At 38.7% G+C, this 22728-nt stretch carries 35 protein-coding genes; 7 read left to right on the top strand and 28 right to left on the bottom strand.

Features of this window, described 5'->3' with window-relative positions; genetic code table 11:
- Positions 1 to 5: 5 nt before the first annotated feature.
- From NDM98_RS08630 to NDM98_RS08645, 4 genes are all read right to left on the bottom strand, one after another.
- A complete protein-coding gene (locus tag NDM98_RS08630; RefSeq protein WP_251606382.1) occupies positions 6 to 380 on the bottom strand; it encodes a hypothetical protein in 375 nt (124 codons plus the stop codon).
- Between the two features lie 56 nt (positions 381 to 436).
- On the bottom strand, positions 437 to 898 hold the full coding sequence (locus NDM98_RS08635) for a phage tail tube protein (protein WP_251606384.1): 462 nt from the start codon (positions 896 to 898) through the stop codon (positions 437 to 439).
- Complete coding sequence (locus tag NDM98_RS08640; protein ID WP_251606386.1) at positions 898 to 1188, bottom strand: minor capsid protein; 291 nt, start codon at positions 1186 to 1188, stop codon at positions 898 to 900. The genes NDM98_RS08635 and NDM98_RS08640 overlap by 1 nt, the downstream gene beginning before the upstream one ends.
- Before the next feature lie 546 nt (positions 1189 to 1734).
- Positions 1735 to 2136 carry an ArpU family phage packaging/lysis transcriptional regulator gene (locus tag NDM98_RS08645; protein WP_251606389.1) on the bottom strand — a complete coding sequence of 134 codons (402 nt, stop codon included), beginning with the start codon at positions 2134 to 2136 and terminating at the stop codon, positions 1735 to 1737.
- A gap of 219 nt (positions 2137 to 2355) precedes the next feature.
- On the opposite strand from NDM98_RS08645, the gene NDM98_RS08650 reads away from it, so the two are divergent.
- Complete coding sequence (locus tag NDM98_RS08650) at positions 2356 to 2871, top strand: helix-turn-helix domain-containing protein (RefSeq protein ID WP_251606392.1); 516 nt, start codon at positions 2356 to 2358, stop codon at positions 2869 to 2871.
- A 12-nt stretch (positions 2872 to 2883) separates the two neighbouring features.
- The gene (locus tag NDM98_RS08655; RefSeq protein ID WP_251606395.1) at positions 2884 to 3318 is read left to right on the top strand and encodes an ImmA/IrrE family metallo-endopeptidase; all 435 of its coding nucleotides are present in this window, start codon (positions 2884 to 2886) and stop codon (positions 3316 to 3318) included.
- 304 nt (positions 3319 to 3622) lie between these two features.
- Here NDM98_RS08655 and NDM98_RS08660 read toward each other — a convergent pair whose 3' ends face one another.
- On the bottom strand, positions 3623 to 3796 hold the full coding sequence (locus NDM98_RS08660) for a hypothetical protein (protein WP_251606399.1): 174 nt from the start codon (positions 3794 to 3796) through the stop codon (positions 3623 to 3625).
- A 102-nt stretch (positions 3797 to 3898) separates the two neighbouring features.
- The gene (locus NDM98_RS08665) at positions 3899 to 4189 is read right to left on the bottom strand and encodes a LytTR family transcriptional regulator DNA-binding domain-containing protein (protein WP_251606401.1); all 291 of its coding nucleotides are present in this window, start codon (positions 4187 to 4189) and stop codon (positions 3899 to 3901) included.
- A 311-nt stretch (positions 4190 to 4500) separates the two neighbouring features.
- On the opposite strand from NDM98_RS08665, the gene NDM98_RS08670 reads away from it, so the two are divergent.
- From NDM98_RS08670 to NDM98_RS08690, 5 genes are all read left to right on the top strand, one after another.
- Positions 4501 to 4785: a hypothetical protein gene (locus tag NDM98_RS08670; protein ID WP_251606403.1), complete on the top strand. Its 285-nt coding sequence runs from the start codon at positions 4501 to 4503 to the stop codon at positions 4783 to 4785.
- A complete protein-coding gene (gene yidD / locus NDM98_RS08675; RefSeq protein WP_251606405.1) occupies positions 4775 to 4993 on the top strand; it encodes a membrane protein insertion efficiency factor YidD in 219 nt (72 codons plus the stop codon). Before NDM98_RS08670 ends, yidD begins: the two co-directional genes overlap by 11 nt.
- 12 nt (positions 4994 to 5005) lie before the next feature.
- Entirely contained in the window at positions 5006 to 5581 is a 576-nt protein-coding gene (locus tag NDM98_RS08680) for a super-infection exclusion protein B (RefSeq protein ID WP_251606407.1), read from the top strand.
- 96 nt (positions 5582 to 5677) lie between these two features.
- Positions 5678 to 6046, top strand: a complete 369-nt coding sequence (locus NDM98_RS08685; protein WP_251606409.1) for a YolD-like family protein — start codon at positions 5678 to 5680, stop codon at positions 6044 to 6046.
- Between the two features lie 384 nt (positions 6047 to 6430).
- The gene (locus NDM98_RS08690; protein ID WP_251606412.1) at positions 6431 to 7021 is read left to right on the top strand and encodes a hypothetical protein; all 591 of its coding nucleotides are present in this window, start codon (positions 6431 to 6433) and stop codon (positions 7019 to 7021) included.
- 381 nt (positions 7022 to 7402) lie between these two features.
- Here the strand turns inward: NDM98_RS08690 and NDM98_RS08695 are convergent, their stop codons facing one another.
- The 22 genes from NDM98_RS08695 to NDM98_RS08800 all read right to left on the bottom strand — a co-directional run bounded on the left by NDM98_RS08695 (position 7403) and on the right by NDM98_RS08800 (position 22711).
- Complete coding sequence (locus NDM98_RS08695; protein WP_251606416.1) at positions 7403 to 8401, bottom strand: peptidoglycan recognition protein family protein; 999 nt, start codon at positions 8399 to 8401, stop codon at positions 7403 to 7405.
- A complete protein-coding gene (locus NDM98_RS08700; protein ID WP_251606419.1) occupies positions 8398 to 8826 on the bottom strand; it encodes a phage holin family protein in 429 nt (142 codons plus the stop codon). Before NDM98_RS08700 ends, NDM98_RS08695 begins: the two co-directional genes overlap by 4 nt.
- 63 nt (positions 8827 to 8889) lie before the next feature.
- Positions 8890 to 9315, bottom strand: coding sequence for a hypothetical protein (locus tag NDM98_RS08705; protein ID WP_251606422.1), 426 nt, complete (start codon positions 9313 to 9315; stop codon positions 8890 to 8892).
- Positions 9316 to 9472: 157 nt separating this feature from the next.
- The gene (locus tag NDM98_RS08710) at positions 9473 to 10357 is read right to left on the bottom strand and encodes a DUF2971 domain-containing protein (RefSeq protein ID WP_251606425.1); all 885 of its coding nucleotides are present in this window, start codon (positions 10355 to 10357) and stop codon (positions 9473 to 9475) included.
- 86 nt (positions 10358 to 10443) lie between these two features.
- A complete protein-coding gene (locus NDM98_RS08715; protein WP_251606428.1) occupies positions 10444 to 10572 on the bottom strand; it encodes a CD1375 family protein in 129 nt (42 codons plus the stop codon).
- Positions 10569 to 10856 carry a hypothetical protein gene (locus NDM98_RS08720; RefSeq protein WP_251606432.1) on the bottom strand — a complete coding sequence of 96 codons (288 nt, stop codon included), beginning with the start codon at positions 10854 to 10856 and terminating at the stop codon, positions 10569 to 10571. The genes NDM98_RS08715 and NDM98_RS08720 overlap by 4 nt, the downstream gene beginning before the upstream one ends.
- A 10-nt stretch (positions 10857 to 10866) precedes the next feature.
- A complete protein-coding gene (locus NDM98_RS08725; protein ID WP_251606435.1) occupies positions 10867 to 11736 on the bottom strand; it encodes a YomQ N-terminal domain-containing protein in 870 nt (289 codons plus the stop codon).
- Positions 11737 to 11748: 12 nt separating this feature from the next.
- On the bottom strand, positions 11749 to 12219 hold the full coding sequence (locus NDM98_RS08730) for a hypothetical protein (protein ID WP_251606438.1): 471 nt from the start codon (positions 12217 to 12219) through the stop codon (positions 11749 to 11751).
- Positions 12197 to 13882, bottom strand: a complete 1686-nt coding sequence (locus NDM98_RS08735; protein ID WP_251606441.1) for a phage baseplate protein — start codon at positions 13880 to 13882, stop codon at positions 12197 to 12199. Before NDM98_RS08735 ends, NDM98_RS08730 begins: the two co-directional genes overlap by 23 nt.
- On the bottom strand, positions 13882 to 15441 hold the full coding sequence (locus tag NDM98_RS08740) for a phage tail spike protein (protein WP_251606444.1): 1560 nt from the start codon (positions 15439 to 15441) through the stop codon (positions 13882 to 13884). Before NDM98_RS08740 ends, NDM98_RS08735 begins: the two co-directional genes overlap by 1 nt.
- On the bottom strand, positions 15441 to 16151 hold the full coding sequence (locus NDM98_RS08745; protein ID WP_251606446.1) for a phage tail family protein: 711 nt from the start codon (positions 16149 to 16151) through the stop codon (positions 15441 to 15443). The genes NDM98_RS08740 and NDM98_RS08745 overlap by 1 nt, the downstream gene beginning before the upstream one ends.
- Positions 16151 to 16783, bottom strand: coding sequence for a peptidoglycan DD-metalloendopeptidase family protein (locus NDM98_RS08750; RefSeq protein ID WP_251606448.1), 633 nt, complete (start codon positions 16781 to 16783; stop codon positions 16151 to 16153). Before NDM98_RS08750 ends, NDM98_RS08745 begins: the two co-directional genes overlap by 1 nt.
- Positions 16716 to 17552: a M23 family metallopeptidase gene (locus tag NDM98_RS08755; RefSeq protein WP_251606450.1), complete on the bottom strand. Its 837-nt coding sequence runs from the start codon at positions 17550 to 17552 to the stop codon at positions 16716 to 16718. Before NDM98_RS08755 ends, NDM98_RS08750 begins: the two co-directional genes overlap by 68 nt.
- Complete coding sequence (locus NDM98_RS08760) at positions 17512 to 17973, bottom strand: phage tail protein (RefSeq protein WP_251606452.1); 462 nt, start codon at positions 17971 to 17973, stop codon at positions 17512 to 17514. Before NDM98_RS08760 ends, NDM98_RS08755 begins: the two co-directional genes overlap by 41 nt.
- Before the next feature lie 28 nt (positions 17974 to 18001).
- A complete protein-coding gene (locus NDM98_RS08765; RefSeq protein ID WP_251606454.1) occupies positions 18002 to 18868 on the bottom strand; it encodes a phage tail protein in 867 nt (288 codons plus the stop codon).
- Positions 18813 to 20174 (bottom strand): tape measure protein, encoded by a 1362-nt coding sequence (locus tag NDM98_RS08770; RefSeq protein WP_251606455.1) that lies wholly within the window; start codon positions 20172 to 20174, stop codon positions 18813 to 18815. The genes NDM98_RS08765 and NDM98_RS08770 overlap by 56 nt, the downstream gene beginning before the upstream one ends.
- Positions 20175 to 20212: 38 nt before the next feature.
- The gene (gene gpGT, locus NDM98_RS08775) at positions 20213 to 20341 is read right to left on the bottom strand and encodes a phage tail assembly chaperone GT (protein WP_373370401.1); all 129 of its coding nucleotides are present in this window, start codon (positions 20339 to 20341) and stop codon (positions 20213 to 20215) included.
- 62 nt (positions 20342 to 20403) lie between these two features.
- Positions 20404 to 20796, bottom strand: coding sequence for a phage tail assembly chaperone G (gene gpG / locus NDM98_RS08780; protein ID WP_251606456.1), 393 nt, complete (start codon positions 20794 to 20796; stop codon positions 20404 to 20406).
- Positions 20797 to 20843: 47 nt separating this feature from the next.
- Complete coding sequence (locus NDM98_RS08785; protein WP_251606457.1) at positions 20844 to 21332, bottom strand: head fiber protein; 489 nt, start codon at positions 21330 to 21332, stop codon at positions 20844 to 20846.
- A complete protein-coding gene (locus tag NDM98_RS08790) occupies positions 21329 to 21958 on the bottom strand; it encodes a major tail protein (RefSeq protein ID WP_251606459.1) in 630 nt (209 codons plus the stop codon). The genes NDM98_RS08785 and NDM98_RS08790 overlap by 4 nt, the downstream gene beginning before the upstream one ends.
- A gap of 13 nt (positions 21959 to 21971) precedes the next feature.
- Entirely contained in the window at positions 21972 to 22349 is a 378-nt protein-coding gene (locus tag NDM98_RS08795) for a hypothetical protein (protein ID WP_251606461.1), read from the bottom strand.
- On the bottom strand, positions 22346 to 22711 hold the full coding sequence (locus NDM98_RS08800) for a hypothetical protein (RefSeq protein ID WP_251606463.1): 366 nt from the start codon (positions 22709 to 22711) through the stop codon (positions 22346 to 22348). The genes NDM98_RS08795 and NDM98_RS08800 overlap by 4 nt, the downstream gene beginning before the upstream one ends.
- Between the last annotated feature and the right edge of the window lie 17 nt (positions 22712 to 22728).

Genomic DNA, 22728 nt, shown 5'->3' on the forward strand with positions numbered 1-22728 from the left:
TTCACCTATTTCTTTTTTGACTGAATGTACTTTTGTGATTTTGACTGTTTTAACCCTTTAAACTCCCCACGTTTTTCTAATTCTTCCATCAAACCGGTACGTAATGACACATAGCCAACTCCTAATTCAATGATGGATGGGTTTAGCGTATAAATCTGATCAAATGACCCAGCTCCTAGGTATACATCATATGCCTCCCTTAATGTATCCTTAGCATCGTCAAAACCGTTTTGATCATCTAATTCTGCCACTTTCTTTAAAGCATTTTCTCCTACTTCTAATTCCTTCTTAAGGTTGCTATCCGAATAATCATACTCAAATTGAAGTCCGTTTATTTCGACTTCAATAATAGGGCGTTTAAGATCAATTTTAATTGCCATTTATATTCCTCCTTTATTGTTAAAAGGGGGCGGTTCTCCGCCCCCTTTTCATTTATTTAATCTTGAGTTTCTTCCTCAACAGGAGAACCAACCGATTTCTTAGGCCGTTTGTCAAAAGAAATAATACAACTGAAAACCGCATATTCAATGGCTTCGCCCCCAGATGACTTGGGTTCTGTTACCGTTGCTTGTCCCTCGTAAGTATCACCATTAGATTCCACTTTTTTAAACATGATCTTACGTCCCTCACCAAGCTCTTGCTTTAATCCAGCAATGAACTTCATAGCAGGATCCTCATCGTCATACATTCCTTCAAAAGAATAGCTCTCTGAAACAGAAGTAACATCCTTCTCTGGTGTACCGTCGCCATCATAATAGCCTGTGTCTTCTACATTCTCCTCAGATTCATCTGTAACTGAGGAAATCCATTTAGCCAGTTCCATAAAATCAGGTGTTTCTGAACCTTTCACTAGTGGTGCTACAAAATAACTTGTTAATGCATTCTTTTTACGACTCATCAAAATCTCTCCTTAATATATAGGTCAGCGCTAAATGCAGCTGAGTAATAATAATATGTTTCATCTTTTCCGTACTGATCAGGATTTGTTTTTACATTTATACCGTTAAACAAATACGTGTTATTAGCACTTGGAACATCCTTGATTTGAGTTAGGTCACTCGTTATTTTTAGAAGTGTATTATACGCTTCTAGTTGATGTTCATGCTTAGTGATTACTTCGAATACTAACTTCTTATCGTGTGAGCCATCATAGTAAGATGTCTGAGTATCAGAGGACATTTTCTTCAAGGTTATGCCGTTCCCAGATACTAAAGGAGTAGTTACAATCAGTGAATAGTAACTCTGCTTGTTTAACATATCTAGCACAAGTCTATCTAAAAAATCTATATTCATGCATATCTACCCTCTACCTTCTTTAGTGCAATATCCATGTTTTTAAATACGTATTGCAGACAAGATTTATAGTCTTGTATCAATATTGATTTTACTTCTCCACATGATCGATCACCTCTTTCTAAACGTATTGCCTAATCTAAATACGAATGCTCTCGCTTCACCAGGAGTAAGCTTCTGCCACGAAAACATGTCAATGACAACTCTTGATAGGACTTTTTTTACCTACCATGCCCGCGCTTCCTTCAGACGCGATGAACGCTAAAGCTCCTGTCAGCCTCCTGGTTAGCTACTGACAATCAACACTCTTCTGAAGAATCCCGGTACGCCATTGATAGTGGAGTAAGGCGTTTCTCCTTCTATATCCATAGCATAATTCTTTTAGCACACAAAAAAGGTACCCTATTAGGCACCCATTTTGTCCGTATTTTGTTTTTATTTTTAAATAATTCCAATAGCGGTTGCTAATCTTAGCATAGCCGAACGCTTCTTTTCATAGTATTTTCCTTTCTTGATTCCAAACTCTGAATAGATAGTAAGATCATTTATTTCAACTGAAGATAAAAATTTTCGCTCTAAAATAGTCCGTTCTGTTTCATCTAAGCAAGCATTCAATGCTCTCTCCATCTGTTTTACTCTAAGCTCTTCACTATTATTAAGATTCTTTAATCCATTAGCCTTTTGTAAAGAGGGGAATAAATCCACACCATGCTCTCTTTGTTCTCGTTGATTGTCTACTTTTACCTTTAAAGCCCGATAGTTTCGCAACTCATTTATTACCATCTTCTGCATTTGCTTCTCATCAATATCAACTAATTCAGTATTATAATTATCTTTCCTCACTTGGACCCCTCCATTACTTATTTGGCTATTAAGAAAAAATCAAATAAAAAATATCACAGATTAATCTAATCTAAACAACACCCAGTGCCTTTTGTCATTCATTACAGGTAATATTAAACATTACGTTTACTTTTGTCAATGATTTTTGTCAATTAAATGTTTTCAAATGTCAATAGAAAGGGTATACTACTATTAATGAACGATAAAGGTGGAGTAAATATGGCTGAGTTCGGAAAATATTTAAAAGCTATGAGAGAACAACGCGGATTAGGTGTCAATCAGCTTGCTGCTCTATCCGGAGTTAGTTCTTCTTTAATATCTAGAGTCGAAAACGAAAAAAGAGGCGCTCCAAAAAGCTCTACATTAGATGAACTAGCAAAGGTTTTAAAAGCATCGCAAGTAGAATTCTATTTTATGGCAGGTCACGTTGGTGCTCTTGAATACAATCAAGATTTTATCCCTTCAGATTTAGCATTACACTATTTATCTGACGAGGATAAAAAGTTATTTAATAAAGATAAATTAAAACAAAATCTTAATGATGAACGTGACATTGCAAAAAGAATGGAAGCCATAAGAAAGGACTTAAAAACGCCAGATGGTCTGAATTTTTCAGGTGAACCTTTATCTGAGGAGGCAATAGAATCCCTCCTAGAAGCAATGGAGTATGCAGTAAGGCAAACGCAACGAATTAACAAGAAATATGTCCCTAAAAAGTACAGAGATAATAATTAGGGGGAGATTTATTTGATTTGGATCAAAGAAACAGTTAGAGAGGTCACCGAGAAGTATAAAACTACCGACCCTTTTGAACTAGCGGATCATTTAAACGTTATTATAGTGGAATGGAGCCTAGACGAGGAAATTAATGGTTTTTATCACTACGAAAGAAGGAATAAGTATATATTTTTAAATAACTCGTTAAACGAGACATTCAAACGGTACACTCTAGCACATGAATTGGGCCATTCAATTTTACACCCTAAATTTAATGCGGCAAAAATGAAAGAACATACACTTTATTCGCAGGAAAAGATTGAAATTGAAGCAGATACCTTTGCGGTTGAATTATTAATAACAGATCTTTTTCTTAAAGAGAATCAAAATAGAATCTCTACAATAAAAGACGCAGCTCTTGAAAATGGAGTACCTTTAGAATTAGCACACCTTAAGAAGGTATGACATTTGAGAGATTTTATTTTCACAAAAAAAGAACATACATTCTCAATTTTATGAAGTAATTAACTAATGTTACAAATCGAAAGGAGGATAGATAGGTCTAATTTATATACAAATAAAGCATATCTCCCTCAACGGAAAATATGCTTTATTCTAATACTCAAATGGAGACGGTGGGAATCGAACTATCTACCGAAATCCCTTATAAATAACGAGTTTTGTCGACATTCCAAAATCATGATGCAAAATGAATGCAAAAACTATTTGCAAAAAATATCAATGCAAAAGATACGATTTATTGCCTTTCTTATATTATGTACTTCCACTTTATAAATGGTGTGATCTTCTCAGACCAATTGTTGAACTTTTCCAAGCTTTGCTCATGGCTAATTATTTCTACAATTACCTTCTCATCATTGTGAACGACTAATTTCCCTTTACGCTTCTCTATATCCCAAAATGAAGATAATTTATTAACCATTGCAAGTTCCCCCTAGTTGTAGTTTCGTAGGGATATTGTACCAAGTTAGGAGGGTGTGGAAAGAGCTTATGAACAAAAACTTCAAAAAGTGCTACCGTTCGTTTAATGCGAACGGTTATCAGTTTTTAATTTGACAATCTTCGACAAGTTGCGACGACTGACTTTAGCGGAATGACCGTCTACATCACTAAAGAAAACAAGCTTATTTGACTTAGATAACCTAACCACTTTCTTCATATTAACTAAATTCGCTCTATCTAATGAAGTAAAATCTTTAAGCCAATTATCTAAATCCTCCAAACTTCTCATTAAACGATATCTTTCATCCTCTGTTTGAACGTAGATAGTGCTACCATGTCGTTCAAACTTTAAAATTCTTTCAACCGAGATCATAAATCACCTTCTCATTTGAGTCCACAACCGGATATAACATATTCATACTCCTACCCTCTTTCTGTTCATTTTGTCAGACTGAGTTAGAAAAAGGTGCCAAATTAAGCCGAAAAACAGCCAGACGTCTTTGTAATGATAAGAACTATGAGCCTACAGCTACGACAAGAGGTAAGGTTGTGAGGTTTTTAATTAAACGAGGTCACGATGTTGATCATGAGGACTTTTGGTAAATTGGAAACTTTATCTTGTTGCACTCCGTAAACCGTAGTAATATTGCACTATAATTGTGTGAGACTATGGGAGGTCAACTGATGGCAAAAACAAAGAAAATTATAGAGACGAAATGCACCTGTAAAGGCTGCGGCAATGTTTGGTTTTATGATAAGAGAGATGAAGCTCAAATCAAAGCCGATAAGTGGGAAGCTGCAGGTAACAGCATGAGCAATGCAGGTAAAAGTATGATGTGCTGTGGAGGATGTTTGCCAGCTATCTTTATTCCTGAGAAGGATAAGGTCAAAGTGAAGGACTTAAACGTTTGCGAGAAATGCGGATCTAAAGCAGTCACTAAAGAAACGATTGAACACAATGTTGAATAGAATTTGTATTGCCCTTATACGCTTTTATCAAATAGTTATTTCGCCGATCAAGCCTAAGAAAGTTAAATGTCGCTTTCATCCTACTTGTTCTAATTATTCTTTAATGGCCATTAAAAAATACGGAGCTATTCAGGGAATTAAAAAGACCTGGGCCAGGCTTAAAAAATGCAATCCTTATAATCGTGATAGTGCTATAGATTATCCATGAGGTGGTAAAACTGTGTGGGATAAAATAATTGATGTTCTGAAACTTAATAATAAACAACTTGTACCTATCTTTTTTACATCATTGTTTATTACGCTTTTCAGTAATAGTTCTATAGCTCAAAATGTAGGGCTTGCTGTAATTTCAGAAAACGAAGTAGTCAGTTTAGTAGTAGCCATTGCATTGTTTTTATCTACTGCTTTACTACTAACAAATCTTTGCTTCTTCATCTCAAATAAAATTATGAACAAATTCAGTTTAAAAAAACTTGAAAAAGAGAAATTTAATCGATTATCAAATTTAACAGAGATCGAGAGAGAAATACTACTAGAATATATAGAGAGTGGTAGCAAATCAAGGGTTTTTGACATGACTGATGGAGACATAATTGTTTTAAGAAGGTACGGCATTTTAAATATCGGTTCAAAGATCAGCAGTGGTATGATGAATTTCCCTCATATTATTGACGAATATTCTAGAAAAGTTCTTATTGATAATCCCGAATTTTTACACATCGAAAAAAGTGAAGATGAAGACGAAAATTATACTAATCCGTATCAATCTTTCAAGATGCCGATTAAGTGGGATTAATTATTGAGCCAAACATATTGGCTCTTTTTTCTCGTTGTATTACGAACACGCATTCGCATATAATAAGAACAACGTATTTATTTGGGAGTGTTTTTCATGCCATCATTTGAGGAAATGGAAGATCATAAAACGAATCTGCGTCGTGGTAATTTATTGTGGGAGGGTAGCCGAATGATGTTACCCGAACATAAAGCAGCTATAAGAGAACATAACGAAAAAGAAAAACGCATCGAAAAGCATGAGCTTGATCCGGATGAGCTTCAAGAGATCGGTTATGTGGTGATGGATGCACTTAAGCATACGCATAATGTAGTCATTAACTATTGGGATCATTGGGCTTACCATGATGTTGTGGGGATGATTGCAAATGTTAGTAAAGATCAAAAGCAGATTAAGCTTGAGACTGATGATGGTGAGTTTTTTTACATTGAAGTTGACTGTCTTCGGAGTGTTGTAATTTTATGAGGATGAGCAGTTTTACTATAGTTCGATGTTCATGTTTAGTGACGGGCATAAAGTGAGCTACCTTATTACGGATCAGTATGGAGTGTTTGAGTAATCTTCTTGCAGCTGGAGTGTAATGCTGTGAATGATGCTGAAGCACTTCTTTTGCGTTGAGAGTGTAGTCGTACTCTTTGAGGTTGTGGCGATGGATGAGCGTGTGGTTAATGTGTTCTAAGTCTACATAGGTTTGGGAATTGTATGGCATGTAGCACCTCCTATCCCTAATTTCTACACGTTCCATAATAATTCCTTTTATATAAACATAATTACCTACAAAAACCTTCCACAATACCGATTATGATGGTATATTCTTCATAACTATTAATTCTTTGGAGGGATATGTTTTTGGTTGATTATTGGACTAGACCTACATTATTGGAAAATTGGGACGAAGGAATAGACACTATTATGGCAATCGATGAAAATGGAACTCCCGATCTAAAATATTTAAAAAAATTAAAAGTACTATCTTCATGGGATTTCTATGCAGAAAAAATTAAACCTAACACCAAGTGGTTCACAGCTTCTGGAGTCATCTTAGAAAGAGAGAACTTCCAAAACTTCAAAAAGAATTTCATGGATCTTAAACATAATTTTTGGGAGAACGCAGAATTCCAATACAAAGATGATATTCGCAGGATAGTTTTTCATTCAAGGGAGATTAGAAATAAAATTGGACCATTTGATCCTAGGGATATAGACAATAATCAATTCTTACAAGAACTTACTCAAGTTATTAAGAAAACACCTTTCTCTATTTATAGCTCTACTATAAATAAGTACGAGCTTGTCAAAAGATATCATTACCCTATGGGAGTTTATGATTTAAGTTTAAATTTCATTGTCGAAAGATATGCAATGATGTTAAATAACACCGGAAGAACTGGTTTGCTCTTTATTGAAGCTCGGGGAAAAAAGAGGACAAAGAAGTACTAGATCATTTAAATAATCTAATTAATAGAGGAAACAATTATTACAGTTCATCTGATTTCAAATGTATTAAAGGTGTTTATTTTAACCCAAAATGGTGTTACTCGAGTGATTATAAAAAATCTCACTTGCAACTGGAACTAACAGATTTAATTACACATCCAATACACAAGTTTACAACCACAGGATTAAAAGATATGGCTTATCAATCTTTTGAGAGTAAAATCTATAATTACCCTTATGTGAACGGTTATGGAATTAAATGTTTTCCATAAAAAAGAACCACTTATAAAAGTGGTCTCCGTTCGAGCACCCTCGAACCCTATTGCTAGTATAACCTAATAATCTTTAGTTATACAAGCCCCTCCAACAGGAAGGGCTCTTTATTTAATTTACAACCTTGTCCAACTCCCGATACGTATTAGGTCCAGCAATACCATCTACTTCACGAGGAAGATATACTTTCTGGAAACGTCTAACCGCATCCTGTGTTTTCGGGCCATAATCATCATCGACTCTTCCAACATTGTAGTTAGCAGCGTTTAATGCTGTCTGTAGCAAGCCGACGTCCTTCCCTTTGTTCCCGCGTCTGAGAACTTTAGTTGGAAGTACGTATTTTTTCTTAGTTGGTTTTGGAGCAGGTGCTGGCTTCTTTGGCTCTGGTTTACGTCCAGTATCAATTGCCTCCCACGTAAGAGCACCAACAATACCATCAGCATCAAGATTTAAAGATGCTTGATAAGCTCGTACTGCTTTATCTGTTTCTGATCCAAACCAACCATCTGCCTTAACACCAACAGCACGTTGAACCTTCTTGACGTCTTCTCCATTCATCATGTTTTTGGTATCCAATCGCAACGTTCTTGGCTTGCTTGGAGTAGGTGCTGTTACAGTAACAGGCTTAACTTCTGTCTTAGGTGGTGTGTATGTTTTACCTTCTCCTAATGCTTTTCTAACCTGGTCCATGTTGATACCAGGGCAAGCGGTAGAAGCTCCTTGGAATTCACGATGACCTAATACATTTGCTAGGGGAATACCTAAGCGTTTCTGCCAATAAGCTGCACGTTCATTCCAAGTCTTTTCTTGTTCTGCGGTGAATTGTCCATTACCTACTACGCAAATATGATACGTACCTGTGTTATGACCACCTACTCCGTTTGTAATGACGTCCGGATCGTAGCAAAACTGAATAGATCCATCCGGTAAGATGATTTCATGGTACCCACCAGTAGACCATCCTAACTGATCAAACCAACGCTTTCCAAATGAGAAATAGTCTCCACCTGTTGTTCCCGAATGGTGACGAGCGATCCGATTTACTCTGCTTAATGCTCGTTTACTTTTACCGCCACGTACTGATTTACGGATATCATGAATTTTTGTCATCTTTCTTCACTCTCCTCTGATTTTGGTTGGTCTTCTTCTGGTCCATGCTTATCAAACCCACGCAACTTCTCTTGAATCATCGGTGGCACTTTTAAGCCAATGTGTACTGCATTCTCTGTTATTGATAAAATTTCGTTAGCCATATAAAAAAGCACAGTCGCCGTGGCAACCATGCCGTTTAAATCCAAAATGACATCTATTACATTTGCCACAATAATAATGGCAAAAACTGCAATCTTACGAGCATAACCAAACAATGCAGATCGACTTCGTAAGTCCTTATTCTTAATGGCTTTCATTATTCCTGTCACGATATCCACTAGCATTAATATGACCAACAGATTAAGGTAACTCACCTCCCCGAATAGATATAACTTTACAACCTCTAAACTTTCCAAATTAAAAAACACTGATATTTGCTCCATAACGATCCCCTTTTCTTTTCATAATAAAAAGCCCTCCGGTTGGAGAGCTCACTTTAGTACTTATCAATAAAAATTATCTACGGTTTCTGCCTCGTAAGAAGAAGGAACTTTCTTATTTAATGACTCAATTAAATTGATTCCGACCCCATACATCAATATTGAAATTACAGTAGTGTTAAAAAGAATGTACATGCGCATTAGATCCTCTAAATCGCTAGCTCTTATGCTTGAAGAAAGCATAGAAAAAACTTGCGTTAATACACCAAAGATAATGATATAAAGGACACTTCTTATAACGCTCTTTTTTTCTCTTGTTGATTTTATATTTAAACTTAACGCCCCTAAGCCAATAGCAATAGATATGTTTATTATTGCCAGGTTCTGGACACCTTCTACTACCGCTAAATACTCAACATTTTTAGCTACATAAGCACTTATAACTAGTAATACAACAGAAATAAAACCAAATATAATTTTAAAACTTCTCACTCTCTATTCACCTCATTAAATATATCGGCAAGTAAAAAGCTTGAATAAAGACCTAGAAAAGAGCCTACTCTTCAGTAGACCCAGTGTTGTATATTTACCTCGCAGTTTTGTACTCCCCCCCTTTTCATAATAAAAAGCCCTCCGTGTGGAGAGCTTCTTACTCACTATTTTCAACAGTACATTCATCATAAATTGGCATATCTAATGGTATTCCGTTATGCCAGTTAATTTTTGAACAATGAACCTTAAACTTCTCGCAATAAGACTTGATTAGAGGTAAATAAGCATCATTAAAATCGGCACCAAGCACTATATGCACTAGAGAGTCTTGATAATCTACATATTCAAAACCAGATTCATTTTTTGTAAACACTACCCATCTAAACTCAGTTTCATCTTGCCAATCAATAAATTTTTCGAAAAATAAATCTTTATAATATGAAGATAGGTGATTGTATACCCCAGCTTCTAAATCATCTTTTATCGAATTGAATTTAATGTTCAATCTTAAATTATGGAAGTCTGTTGAATATTGAACATTCTCCCCAAAAAAACGTACATCAGAATTGAAAGTGTTGGAAATTTTCGATTCTAGCTTGTTCTGATCAAAAACTAGACAGATACCCTTATGACTATCCCCATACTGAGCCCACATTCGAGGACGTAAACAACCCTTAATCACCTCATTAATAGCATTAGGATCATAAACATTTTTGTCTTTTGTGAAACATATGAGCTTTGCATCTTCTTTTAATAATTCATTAATTTGCTTATTTAAATTAAGACTATCCATATGTTCAAATAGTTCAATCTCCTCCTCGGCAATACCAAATCCAAAGTACCACTCCTTATTTTCTCTTGGATCATTTGTTTTATTAATTGAGCTCAGCCTTAACTTTTGATCACGCAAAATATAGCTTATACAAGTATCAGATGAAGTGAAATGATATAAATAGTTTTCTTGTGCTCTATAAATGTCTAAGATAAAAATCACTCCTTTTAAATATAATAACATTATATTTTTAGGCAGTGATACTATCATTTACAACTATCAGAATTCCACCTGTCATTACTCCTCTCTCTATAAATTTCAACTTCTAACAACTTTTATTGAAATGAATGAGCCTACTATTCAGTAGACTCTGCTTCTACAATCTCTCTAACTTGCTCGCGAATAACAGAAGGAACAGAATCAATGGTTCTAAGCCCTCTAATCACATGAGCTGCATATAACATGGCTAATGCTGAAAATTTCATACTTTATCAATCCTCTCTTTTAATTGTAAGTTCATATCGGCTATCTCTAACATAGCTTGTTCTAAAATATCCATTCTTGAAAGTGATTCTTCTTGTTCTTCTGGTGGACCCCCTGTCTCTAACCAACCTCCATGACTTTGAAGGACAACACGGTAATTAGGTTCAGGCGGTGCGTTCCATGTGGTATTTTCCGGAAGCGTGTAGCTTCCACCTTCATTCTCTTGTACCTCAATCCAACCTGTTAGCACCTTAGTTTTTGGATCATACTGATAAGCAATCTTCATAACGTCCTCCTTATTCTGTCCAGAATCGAACGCCATCTAAGCTGATCTCATCGTTCGTAGTGATATCACCACGTAAAAGCATTCTACCTGTATCAGCTTCGATAGTAATTCCGACTGTTTGATTTTTTGTTACATTGTAAGCACCTGTCTTTATTAGGGTAGTCGGTCTTCTTCCTGATGGTAACGTTGATAAAGGTAGAGAAAGATTCGAATGCGCCTTGATTGATCCTCTAAAGAAGAGTTGACGATTCGATACACTGTATGCAGCCATTACTTCTCCTGCTGTGGATCCATTAGCTAAGGGTAGGTTCTGCCAACTTGCAGGAGCATTAATACTGAACATTGCCCATGAACTAGGATCAGATTCACTTGTTACACGGTAGTAGATTTCATGGATTACTCTGGAGCTCCTTATCAGGAATTGAATAAATGAGGAGCCTGTATCCTTTTTCGTTACGATAAGGAACCAACCCGCTACACCACGGTTAGGGTGATCGGTGAATCTGTTTGTATCAACTGTACTCATATAATGGGTATCAGCTTTAGATACTGTTGTGAGAGCCGTGATATTTGCATCTATACGCAACGAACTTTCTCGCGATAATGTTCCGAACATCGATTCTAACTTCTCGCGTTCTCCCGGTCTAAAATGCTTGTCTTGATCTTTTAAATGCCCTTCAATCTCTGAACTTTCTTCAAGTGGTGGTTCGATTGGAGGTTCACTTCCATTTGTCCACTTTCCATATAAGAAACGAGGACTATATAATGCATCTTCTGGCTGGATAAACGTTACATTCACCGGCAATTCTTTTTCATCATCAACAAAAAGGATATCAATAAGATATCCTTCTTCATCATACTTCCATGCTTGTACTTCCAACTGTCACACCTCCTATTTCATCGGCATTACTAAATTCACATAAACGGATGTTACATTATCAGGGAGATTTGCAATCAAGCCACTCGCACTTAGAATTCCATTGTCTCTAACTACGATTTTCCGATCGCCTGTTGTTCCAGCTACAGCACAATTAACCCACCAATTAAATTCAGGCGCCAGCTCACTTGGTATTCTTGCAAAGTCAACTGGATCGCCTTTAGGAATATCAACTCGACCTTTCATGAAAAGTAATCCTGCCTGAGAAGCATACATCAACGGATCATTAACGGGACTGTTACGAGTTCCATTAATTAATGTTGATCGTCTCCACACTTTTCGTCCACTTGTCATGATCTCCACGAAGTCACCTGGATCACCCACGGCAGGAACCACACGTATATAAATCACAACATCTCGATTTGCACTATTCCTCCATAACACCTGCCTGACTGATCCTGGCTTATCTGATGGCAGGACATCCATATACCAACCAAGCGTCACCCGGACTAGGATGATCTCTTAAACGGAAAGTATCATCCGTCGTCATATAATAGTTGTCAGGAATTTTGATATCACTTAAACGTGTGACGGACGGGTAAAGGTATTCACACTCTCCACCTTTGAAATGAATCTCCCATTTACTTGATGCAGTTGATTTATTTAAAATCCGTGAGAATACTCTTACTTTTCTAGTGAGTGTGCTCCTTGTTAAATATTGCGGAACAGTCCCCACTCTGTCACCTGGCAAAACGTCTAAAAACCACCCTGCGTTACCCGGATCTGGATGGTCCGTTAAACGTAAGGAATCATCGATAGAAAGATAATAATGACCAGGCTTCGTTATTTCAGCTAAACTTTTAGCGTTTGCAGGTATGTTTTTGCGCGAACCATCTGATTTAGTCATTGCGTATAGCTGAGGGTTACTCAATATATACTGCATTAACTTATTTATTGACCCTCTCTGTCCATACGAATACACTTTGTGGCGACGTCTTCCCATACCGCCTACTGTAATACCAGCTAGTAATGCTCTTTGTTTCGTTACTGGATCAGTATAAAAAAAGACTCCCTCAGGTTCTCGGAAGTCGTCTATAAATTTTCCATTGTTTTCTGCTCCAAATGTATGAAGTTTGCGAGCGACTTCCTGTCCTGTTTTAAAATCATACTGAGCTAAATATGGTTGATGCGGCGTTCCGTTGGCTGATCCACTGTACCAGTACATGTCATATCCATCCGAAGTGACACCTTGCATAAAATCAATATCAGAAGAAACGATTACTTCTCCCAACAAGTTGTCAACGCCCTCTTTGATGTCCGATAACTTACGTAATTCCACTACTTGTCTGCCATTCCTTGAATAACGTAAGGTAATAAACCCATAAGCAGGATCTATTGTTGGTGTAGTATAAACAGAGTTAAACTTCTTGAACCGTTCAATACCTGATATAGATCCAATACCTGTATTCGGTTTATAAGGAAAACGGACTAACTCATTGCTGATTACACGGTTGTTACCATCTACAATATTGAGGTTAGACCAGACATACAGTACATCATCTTCCCACTCAAGACCCACTGTAGTGCCATGACCACCATCTTTTATGATCATATAATCGATAAGCTCACCGTTAGGAGTCATCTGGCTCAACACATAATGCTCATTGTTGCCGCTTGTAGTGGAATGCACCTGAGTCGCAAATAGATTCTCTGTTCTCTCGTCAATTCCAAACCACTGCATAACAGATGCTGACATAGGAACCAATTCAGCGAAGAAGTAAGGCTCGTATTTAAACAAGTCAAATTCATGTTCAATGTCATCGAGCACACCCAATGTTTGATTAGTTACAATGAGCTCATTTTCATTATCATCCGCGCGTTCTCCCATGGTTCCGAAACTCTTACCAGTTGTGCGAGAAACATGATAATCTTTAATCTCTGTGATATCGGTAGCGTTAGCGATCTGCTCTTTATACTTTTTATCAAGGACCTCTTGCTGAAATTGCGTGTCTTTACTCAGCTTTTCGGTTTCATCAGCTAACTTTGCCGTTTCTTCCATACCATCAGCAATAGAATCTCTAACATATCGAGCTTTTTCTTCACCACGCACCGAATTAGCCAATTTTTGAATTACGTTTTTTATAGGCATTAGCTTCCTCCCTCTAATCTAGACAATCTGAGAAGTACATCATCTAAATTCACTAATTGTGTGGCAGTAATCTTGTTCAATTTTTCTTTATCAACCGAATCAAAAAGCCCGCTAACCAATTCGGTTGCGAGCTCATAATTCTTTAATCCATCTAGTTTTTGTTTATCGGCAGCAGTCATTAACCCTGTATTTGTTGATGTAGCTGGTTGGTAATCAGGTAGGTCACCAAGAGACTCATTCAACTCATCAAGAGCAGCGTTTAAATCTTTGACAGCTTGATCAAGACCAGGCAGATCATTGTCTTCTAGTGTGATCTTGATAATAGATACTGTTTCATTTACTCCATCAACTTCCGATCTTAAAATTCCGATTGTCCTAGCTTGTCTGTGTATGGTGTTCTGCAAATCCACAACTGTTCTGGCTGATCGATTTACATCATTTTGATATTGAGAAGCTGTTTTGAACAGATCACCGACAATCATATTATTATTGGCTGGGTTGATAATATCGATATTCTTTTCCACAACTCTCAGGGTTTCATTTATGGCCATGATTGGATTAATGACAGGATAACTGTTTCCGCACTCAAAGCTGTCAGGATCTTTGCCGATGTTGTATAAATCCAACGCCTCAATAACATGTTTGACTTTCACTCTATTGTTTTCAGCCAGATAGTTGCGTCCAGTTCTAATCAAGTTGGCAGGTATTGTGATATCATCCCAATTGACGCTTTTTGTTATAATGCCAAAAGCTGCCCTTGCTTGATCGTCCTCAATATAATCCAATCCGTTATTAACTGATTCAATCGTTAACCTTGCTTGGCTTGCGTCAACAGCCTGTTCATCTTCTGACTCAATTGTGACTCCAAGAGGAATGAGACGTGTAATGATCTCATTCGGATCAGCTTCTTTTTCAATGGACTTAAGATTGTGAGCCAATCTAATTTCAGTCTTTTTTACATCTCCACCTTTTTCAAGGTAGTCCAGATACCTGACTCCATTTTCTTTCCGAATCCACAGCTCCCCACCTAACCGATCTATGAGCTTGTCGTTGATAGACGCCCATGTAGACTCATATCCAAGGTAGCGATACACATTGTCTGTATTATTCACTACAGTGACGTTACCAAGAACAAAACGCTTATCAATATTGTCATTGGCTATTTCTCTGTTGTGTTGGTCAATCATATGCTGTAGAAAGGCTCTGATTGTGATGTCCCTAAATTCGCCATGACGCTGTGCTGAATCGTTGAGATAAGCAAGCTCTCCTTCACATAACAAGGACTTGCCGAACTTGCCTGAGTCGTCCATGTACTCACTGGGCACCCTTGCCCTTCCTTCAAACTCCATCTTTCCTGTTTTCATGTTCTTCACTTCAACCAAAGTTTTAAATGGTCTGATCAAATTATAACCAGGGTTAAACGGGAGAAACTTAAAGGAAAAGGTAGATGCTAGATTTACAACCTGTTTGATCGTACCCTCTTGTAGTTTCAATTCATTAAATTCAGGATGATGTATCTCTGTTCTCTTGCCATCATTAATGATTGTGACTTTATACATCAAATCATCTCCTTGTAGTAGATAAAGGAGACTTCTGCCGAACCTAAGATTCGTAGCCTGTTTACTCCTGGACTAAGTGTGAAATCATAAGATGATTTTGTTCCTGCAGGTATGTCATAGGTGACGCCATCCTTAATGATCTTAATAGATGCAGACGTCTTGATCTCAGGCTTTGCTTTACGACTGCCTGGGTTTTGAAGAATGACGTCCAGTGACCCATTGACCTTAAACATCGTATCTTGAAAGTAATCCCACAGAAAGTTGATCTCATCCCAAAGACCATGCCCCTCTGGAAACCTAGCTATTTTGTGCGAGTATGCTGTGAATGTGACTGTTACCTTACCCATTACAAATTGAAAATCCGTTTCTGCACTAGAAACGGACTCAGCCAAGAAATAGAAATCAGACAAGGTATCATCTTTAAGCGGCAACTTTCTAAAAGGAGCTTGCAGCCAATTTAACAGCTGCGTTTCAAGTTCCTGAAAATAATGCCTTGCTTTCTTCCCTGCAATATTAAACGTGTAAGTAAGCTCCCTTTCCGTCCACTCTTGCTCTCCATAGAGTGAAGAGAAGTCATACTCAATATTAGAGTAAGGTATCCTCTCCATTTTCTTGATTTTAGAGGGCTTGCCCAAGTTTCTTGATTCTATCGTTAATCCAAGATCTCTATAGCTGTGTAACCCATTAAATTCAATACCATCCCAACTCATTAGTAGGCAAGCCCCCTCTCTTGTAGTGCCATCCGTTTAGATTGTTCGCTATCCATCTGAGAACCGACTTTTTCACGACCTAAGAATACATCAGTAGATTTATCTGCAATCTTTTGCATGATAGCAAGCATTTTGTTGTTGCTATCCCTTAAGATTTGATTCTGTTCTTGCGTAGCAGCAAGTAACTCCTGCATGAGCGTCATTTCCTCTGGCTGTCCTCCAGATGGCTGAGAAGGATTAGACAATTGATTAGGACGCTTCGTTCCTTGGATATCTCGTCCGGCTAAAGCAAGAAGCTTTTGCGCTGCTGATCTACGGCTCGGATCAGTTGGGATAACATACTCTGGCCATCCTCCATCAGCAAGCTCATACATACCTCGTCTATCAACTCTACCTCCTGTTTTAAGTCCTCTTGGACTAATAGGAGTGCCATTGCGTCTAACTTCATAATGTACGTGCGGACCTGTACTATCACCAGTTGATCCAGTAAGACCAATAGTTTGACCAGGAGCAACCATTTGACCAGCTCTAACAAGGTTCTTTTGATTATGGCCATACCTTCTTTCAAATGGACCAGTAACAACCTTGATTAAGTTTCCGTATCCTCCAAGCCCATCCGGAGAACGAAACACGGCCAGGAGCCTGAGAAGAAAATGGTTTCCCCATAGGAGCTGCCCAATCGTCACCGTTATGCGGTCTGATTTGTCCTGTGATCGGATGTTTACGTCTTGGGTTGAATGGTGAAGAAAGCCTAAACCCTTTCCAACCCTTGCCACCAGATCCTCCTGCTCCACCTTCAAAGAAACCATTAATCTTATCGGTGACAAATTTTTTAAATGAGTCTTTCACCTTAGTAAAAGCGCCAGTTCCAATATCCTTAAGCGATCCACCCATTTCAGGTGCAGCCACACCCATGAGATCTAACGCTTTATTAAAGAGCTTGCCTGGATTAGAGATGTAGTCCCATACATCAAGAGCAGAATCCTTGATTGTAGATGCTACTTTTTTTGTCTTGCCCCATAGATTCTTACCTGCATTTTTCAATGTACCCCATGCGTATTTTGGTATATCCATCATTTCTTTTGTTTCTAACGCTGACCAAACATGAGAGCCTTTAGGTAGACTAATCAGCGTGTCTTTGGCAGGAGAAAGGAAGCGATCGCCATCAGGCGTCTCTATAAGCTCTCTGCCTGAGTTTCTTCCTCGTCCATCCCCTACTATGGCAAGACCGCCTTTGTGTCCATCTGTGCCGTGTGCGTATTGTGGTACTGACCATTCACTGATCTTCGTACTGACACCGACTTTATCAAGAACCCAGTTCACCCCGCCGATTACGCCATTTACCCCTTTACCTAGTTTGTCAGTCATGGAATTTGCTACTGCAATCAATCCAAGCTCCAATATTACCTGCTGTTCTCTTAAGGCCATCGCCCATTTTCTTTGGCATGCCCTTTACGGTTTCAACCATTTCAGAGACGTATTTTCCGACATTCGATTTCAAATCTGTGAAAATTCCAGTGATTCGGTTTTTCATATCAGTGAATCGAGAACGGATACTAGAAACCGTATCAATAACGGGTTTTACAATTCGATCCTTGATGGCATTCCATAAATTACGAGCTGTGTCACGGATTCCGGTAAAAATTGAACGAATTGTATCTCGCATTGAAGTAAAGCGACCCCGCACAAAATCAATGATTGCTCGGATCACTGGCATGATGATTCCGTTCCAGATGAAATTCCATATTTGAGAAAACGTATTACGAATTGAAGTTGAGATTGTTGAAATTGTTGTTTGCATGGAAGTAAATCGATTCTTCACGAAATCAACTATCCATTTTATAACGTTGTTAAAGGTCGTTCGAATTCCGGACCACATTGTTGAAATGTACCCTGCGAAACTTCTTATAAAAGTGAGTCCAAGCTTTAAGGATTCGTCCGAAGAACATCAGCTGAATGAAATTCCAGACAAACTGGATCGCCCCTGAAAACATCTGCTTTATGCCTTCCCACATTTTGCGGAAGTCGCCAGTAAAAAGACTAGAAAAAGTCTTCGCTAATCCCATAATGAATTTTAGCCCGCCATCGATGACGCCCTTTATATTCCCCCAGATCATTTTCGCTACTTCGAGCACGATTTTAAAGGCAACGGAAAAAATCTGTTGCATATACGGAAATGCCCACTTAAAGGCAGCGACCAGTCCATCAATGATCGGCTTCGTTACTTTCCAGATTCCAGAGAAAATATTCTGGAATGCCTTGAGGATGGCTTGACCTTCAGAGTCCCAAAACTTTTTGATTTCAGCTATTTTTTGACGTACAAAATCCATCGCTACTCCAATGGCATCCATGATTATTCTTTTTGCATCGGCAAATCCTTTTTTGACTGAATCTATAAATGCAAGGAACTGAGGATTGGTCGTAAGAAACTCTTTTACTTTTTGATAAGCATTCACAAAAGCATCACGTACTGCATGTATGATATTTCTGAATGTCTCTGATTTTTTATAAGCGATGATGAATCCAGTTGTAAGAGCTGTAATGACAGCAATCGTTATTCCAATTGGTCCCGTTAATGCCATAAACCCTAGCCTTAATACATTGAGCAAACCACCTTTAGCAGCTATTGCATGCATGACTGGAGCCATTGCCGACATCACTTTACCAATGATGATGATAAATGTACCTAGCACAGTTAAAACAGGACCAAGCCGCAACAGCTAAACCAGCAAATACCCCTGCTAGTTTCTGTTGTTCCGAGCTAAGGCCTTTAAACCAGTTGATTGCTGTTTTAACATGACCAACAATCTTAACAAACGCTTCACCAAACTTAACGCCCCATTCTTCTGCTACTCCGGACATAGTATCTATAGCGCTAGTCATATTAACGACTAAAGGTTTCATGGCAGAGAAGAAGCCTCCACCTTTACCGCCAGCATCCAAGAAGTTTGCTCCTAAACGTCCAACGGCTGCCCACATGTTAGCCAACCCAGCTTTGAGGGATTTATCCCCCATTGTTTGTGCAGCACCACCGATATTGTTTTCAATTGCTTTTAAAAACTTATCAGTCGAAATCTCTCCCTTAGAAGCCATATCAAATACAGCATCAGCGGTTGTATTTGCTTCTTCTGCGAGCCATTGGTAAATAGGCAACCCTCTATCAGATAACTGCTGTAATTCTCCGTTATACGCTTTACCTGACGTTTGGATCTTATTGAAAATACCTCCCATGTCAGATAGGTTTGTACCAGCGATAGCGGCAGCGTCACCTGTGAGAGAAAGGTACTTAGTAAGTTCTTTACCTTCTTTTACTCCTGCAGCTACAGCATTGGCAGCAGTCGTAGCAGCTTCATCTAATCCAAATGAGGTTCCACGAACAGAATCTAATGCTGATCCCATGATCTTCTCAATTTCTTTCGTAGTAAAACCAAGGCCTTCAAGCTTTGCATTAGCTTCATCGATCCCCATTAATCGACTAAGGCCTTTTGCAATGGCAGTAGCTCCAAGTGCAGCAATTGGAGCCGTGAGCCAAAGAGTCATTTTACCGCCAAGGTCTTTGACGCCACTACCAAAGCTTTGTAGCTTTGTTCCTGCTACATCCATCGCATTTCCCATCTTAGTCCAGCCTGAGTTTTCGATACGCTGAGCTTCAGCAAACTTTTTAAGCTCTGATGTAGTCTTAGAAATGTCGCTCTCTAAGTTTCTTAATGCAGCCGATTGCTTGTTGTATTCAATTGCAGCCTTTTCAGCCTCGGCAGATCCAGCACCGTGTTCATCAACCATTTTTTCATAACTTTTTTGAGCAGCTTCGACACGTACCTTTTGTACATCAAGCTTTTTATTTAATCCATCTAATCGGGTTTCATACTTACCAACAGATCGCTCGCCTCTATCAAAGGCAGACATATTGGCGCGCATTTCACTGTTCACTAAACTAAATTGTCTATTAAGGTTTTTAAGCCCGCTCTCCACTTTCAAACTGTCCAGGCTTAACCCTATCGACAAACCCTCAATGCGTTCCATGAGTTTCCTCCTTTCCTTGTTAATCAATAAAAAATCCCTTAACTACCACCACTAAAGGCAGCAATAAGGGATTTTTCTTCTTTGGGTTTATTTCGTTCTTTCAAGATTTGCACGACAAATTCATAAGGCATGGCAAGTGTTTCGTTAATGTCCTTGCCGTCCTTCATCAAGTCCAAGATGAGATTATCTAAGTACTCTTTTTGTTTGGTTGGGGAAAAGTCCTCATCCGTTAACCTTTCCTCTCCAGGAACTTTTTTGTCATTTCGGTATTTTGTTCAGATTGAGTACCCGTCATCACAAAGGCAACGTGTTCCTGTAACGTTTTTAAGGCATCTGGACCATGTAAGCCAGCAAGGAGATCCTTCTTAGTAAATTGCTTGTTGTAAAGTTTCACAGTGAAATCAACAAGCAAATCAAATAACTCACGGTTAGTAAGAGGCTTTTTATCATCATCTTCTTTTTGATCTTTCCCTTGTTCCTCCATTTTTTCAGCAATGTCCATCGCTTCATAAGTAACATCTGTACGGATAAATGGAGTTGTAATATAGGTCATGGATACGATGTCGCCGTCGTCCTTTACCTCTGTAATAAGTTCGATTGTATGTCTCTTTAAATTCGCCATTGTGACACGCTCCTATTTTTATAATAAAAAAGAGCAAGGCATCAGCCTCACTCTTGAATCAATGCTTTTAATGCTGTAACTTCATCTGCGGTGAACTGACTTTCACCGGGATCACCCTTATCCCCTTTATCTCCCTTGGTACCGCGAGGACCTTGGGGACCTTGCTCTCCTTGTGGTCCAGGTTCACCTTCGCCACCGCCGATAGATCCGGCAGTTCGCACTAAAGTGGCAATCTCTCCTTCTTCCACAGTAGCTGTAACATATCCAATATCAGATTCCACAGCATTGATTAAAACGCCATCCTCACCCGCTTGGACTCTTACACCTGCAACAATTGCTTCTCCAGCTTCGATGCGCCATGTAGACTTACCGGAAAAATTCACATCAACAACGGAATCAGCTTCAATCGCTCGTGTCGAATGGAAATCAGGAGTACCACCAGCTTCAGTGTGAGCGATTGTAGGTGCCGCCCCTTCTTCGCTTTCAAGAGATAACAGGCGATTGGCTAAGATATCACTATTTACGAGTACCTTCATCCTTCAACGCCTCCTGCTGGTGGAGTAGTCCCAGGGAATGGTTTGCCGAACGTTGCCATAAACAAAGCATCACGATTTTTTGTTTCGCCAGCTGCATCCTCTGCGGTTGCTACAGATTTCAATTTATCAAATCCTTCTAGCTCGCGATCCATGAACTGTGCGTTGATTTCCTCAGGATTAAACTCAACACTTTCGCCTTTTGTTTGAGCATTGATGTTAGGTCGAGTGAAAATTCCCTTTAGGCAAGCAACCCATTCTTTTCTCCCACTCTGATATGTCTTTGCAAAAATAACAGCAACATATGGAGGATTGTCTTCAGCTCCCATCGCTGTGATGCCGTTCTTCGCTTCAAGACCTAGCAGCTTCTTTTTATCCTCAGTTGGGATTTTGTGAAATGCAGAAGTGACAGTTGTGTCTCCAGCAGATACAGCCATTTCAGCAATCTTATTCCCACCGTAAGCCTTAACAATTTCTTGCGGCATTTCAATCCCAATTGTCTGAGGAAATTCTACTTTCTCAATGTCTTCACCAGCTAGCATAATAGCTGTTCCTGAATCTGCTAATACTCCATAATAAAACTCGTCCACTCCTGTGGATGCTGTATAATTCTTTTGTTCTTCTGGCACTTAAAGCCCTCCCTTAAATTACATGCTTAACACCGCGGTACCTTCTGGCATCGCGGTAGATCTTTAAACCTTCGTCATATTCGTCAAGACCATCGCCACTTTGCCTGAATTCAAGACTGTCCCATAAGACTTTTTCTATCGCTTCGGCAACAAGATCCCGATCTGTCAAACTGCTAGACCATACCTCAATTTGATAGAGATATCTTTTTGTGATCCATTTGTTGCCACCAAACGAATTAGGTGAAGGTGTCGTTATAGGATCAATGATGATGTAACATCCACTAAAATCACCCGTTGCGGGATACTTATAGAACTTGATCTGTGTATTCACATTGACCTTTTCTTTAATAACAGGATTAGCTGCCAATGCGTTGTAAATATCCCAATTCATTGGCGCATACCCCTTATGATCGCTTTCTTAACAGCATCACGATAAACTTTCTCTGAACTTTGCAAGGCTCGTGCAATGGCTCCTTTGGCTGATGGACTAGGGTTGCGAATCGTACCCCACTCATTCAAGTGGATAATCCGGTACCGCCCTTTAGGACCACGCCAATGGATCTTAATTCGTACTTCTCCATTAACGTAATAAGGCTTAGAAACTGTAATCTCATTGATAGTAGTGCCAGTGTCCTTGTAAGGCATTAATTGACGCCTTAACTCCTGAGCAAAAAGCATTGCCCCTGATTCGACTGCGCGCTCTTTGATCTCTCTCATTCGTTTTTGCCCAAAACGACTCTCTAATTCAGCCAAGAGCTTCTTCATCCCTC

Origin of the sequence: Alkalicoccobacillus plakortidis (genome assembly GCF_023703085.1) — a bacterium.
Taxonomy (GTDB): Bacteria; Bacillota; Bacilli; order Bacillales; family Bacillaceae_D; genus Alkalicoccobacillus; species Alkalicoccobacillus plakortidis.